1 pseudogene is annotated in these 2,472 nt (G+C 62.3%); it reads right to left on the bottom strand.

The window, feature by feature from the left end:
* A pseudogene (locus ACEW8G_RS01490) lies at positions 1 to 2,472 on the bottom strand (DNA-directed RNA polymerase subunit beta'); the annotation flags it as partial.

The raw sequence follows: 2,472 nt of genomic DNA, 5'->3' as shown, positions 1-2,472 counted from the left end.
TTGCAGCGCGCGTTGCTGGGCGCGGAGTGCGGCATCGCGGCTGGTGGCAGCGATGCGCATGCGGTTCATGCCCGCACCCGTGCCCGCCGGGATCAAACGACCGACGATGACGTTCTCCTTCAGGCCGATGAGCGAGTCGCGCTTGCCCTCGACCGCCGCCTGGGTGAGCACCCGGGTGGTTTCCTGGAACGACGCCGCCGAGATGAACGAACGCGTCTGCAACGAAGCCTTGGTGATCCCGAGCAGCACCGGCTTGCCTTCGGCAGGCCGCTTACCCGGCTCAAGCCGCGCATTGTATTCGTTCATTTCCTCACCATCGAGCTGTTCGCCCGGCAGCAGGGTGGTGTCGCCGCCATCGGTGATTTCCACCTTCTGCAGCATCTGGCGCACAATCACCTCGATGTGCTTGTCGTTGATCTTCACGCCCTGCAGACGATAGACCTCCTGGATTTCAGCAACCATATATTCGGACAGCGCCTCAATGCCGAGCACTTCAAGAATGTCATGCGGGTCAGGCGAGCCTGAAATCAGGTTATCGCCCTTCTTGACATACTCGCCTTCCTGAACGTCGATGACCTTCGCCTTCGGGATCAGGTACTCGACCGATTCACCTTCTTCCGGATGGATCGCGATCTTGCGCTTGGCCTTGTAATCACGGACGAATTCGATGCGGCCCGAGATCTTGGCGATGATCGCATTGTCCTTGGGCTTGCGCGCCTCGAACAGTTCGGCCACGCGCGGCAGACCGCCGGTGATGTCACGCGTCTTGGCGGCTTCACGGCTGACACGGGCGAGCACGTCACCCACATGCACCGTCTGGCCATCCTCAACCGAGAGCATCGCGCCGACCGCGAGCAGATAGCGCGCCGCCTCCCCTGAATCCTCGTCAAGCAACGTCAGGCGCGGCCGCAGATCTTCCTTGGCCTTGGCCCGGCCCGATCCACGGAACTCCACGACAACCCGCTGGGCAATGCCAGTGGCATCATCGGTCTGTTCGATCAGCGTCTTGCCGTCGATCAGGTCCTGATACTTCACCACGCCCTGCTTTTCGGTGATCACCGGCATGGTGAACGGATCCCACTCGGCGATCCGGTCGCCCAGCTTCACCGCGCCATTGTCATCAACCAGCAGCACCGTGCCGTAAGGGATACGGTGCACCGCGCGTTCGCGGCCTTCCTTGTCGACGATCGCGATTTCGCCGTTGCGCGCCAGCGACAGACGCTGACCGCGCTTGTTCACCAGCGTCGGGATGTCGCGATACTGCAGCGTGCCATCGGCCACCGCCTCGAGGTTCGAGGTTTCGTTGAGCTGCGCCGCACCGCCGATGTGGAAGGTCCGCATCGTCAGCTGGGTGCCCGGCTCACCGATCGACTGCGCGGCGATCACGCCGACAGCCTCACCGATGTTGACCGGGGTGCCGCGGGCCAGATCACGGCCATAGCATTTGCCGCACACGCCCATGGTCGCCTCGCAGATCAGCGGCGAACGGATGCGCGCCGCCTGGATGCCCATGCCTTCGATCACCGCGACAGCGGCTTCGTCGAGCAGGGTTTCACGCGCCACGACAATGTCGCCGGACTTGGCATCGACGATGTCTTCGGCCAGCGTCCGGCCCAGAATGCGCTCGCCCAGCGAGGCGATAACGCTGCCCCCCTGCACGATGGCGCGCATTTCCAGCGCATTTTCGGTGCCGCAATCTTCCTCGACGATCACGCAATCTTGGCTGACGTCAACCAGACGACGCGTCAGATAACCCGAGTTCGCGGTCTTCAACGCCGTATCCGCTAGGCCCTTGCGCGCCCCGTGGGTGGAGTTGAAATATTCAAGAACGGTGAGGCCCTCCTTGAAGTTCGAGATGATCGGCGTTTCGATAATCTCGCCTGACGGCTTGGCCATCAGCCCGCGCATCCCTGCGAGCTGCTTCATCTGCGCTGGCGAACCACGCGCGCCCGAATGGCTCATCATATAGATCGAGTTGACCGGGGCTTCGCGGCCGTTCTCGTCCTTGGGCGTCGCCTTGATCTCGTCCATCATGGCGTTCGCCACTTGGTCGCCGCAACGGCTCCAGGCGTCGATCACCTTGTTGTACTTTTCCTGCTGGGTGATCAGGCCGTCCTGATACTGCTGCTCATAATCCGCAACCAAGGCGCGGGTCTCATCGACCAGACGCTCCTTGGAATCGGGGATGATCATGTCGTCCTTGCCGAACGAAATACCGGCACGGCAGGCATGACGGAAGCCAAGCCCCATGATCGCATCGGCAAACAGCACCGTGTCCTTCTGGCCGGTGTGGCGATAGACCTGATCGATGACGTCGCCGATTTCCTTCTTGGTGAGAAGGCGGTTGACGACATCGAAGGGCACCTTGTGGCTCTTGGGCAGGCACTCGCCGATGAGCATGCGCCCCGGCGTGGTGTTGTAGCGCTTGAGATACTGCTTGCCCTGCTCGTCGGTCTGCGGAACGCGGGCGAT

The sequence above is a fragment of the Blastomonas sp. genome, assembly GCF_041747255.1.
Taxonomy (GTDB): Bacteria; Pseudomonadota; Alphaproteobacteria; order Sphingomonadales; family Sphingomonadaceae; genus Blastomonas.
Note: the sequence above shows the minus strand (reverse complement) of the source record. Positions and strands in the feature narration are given on the sequence as shown.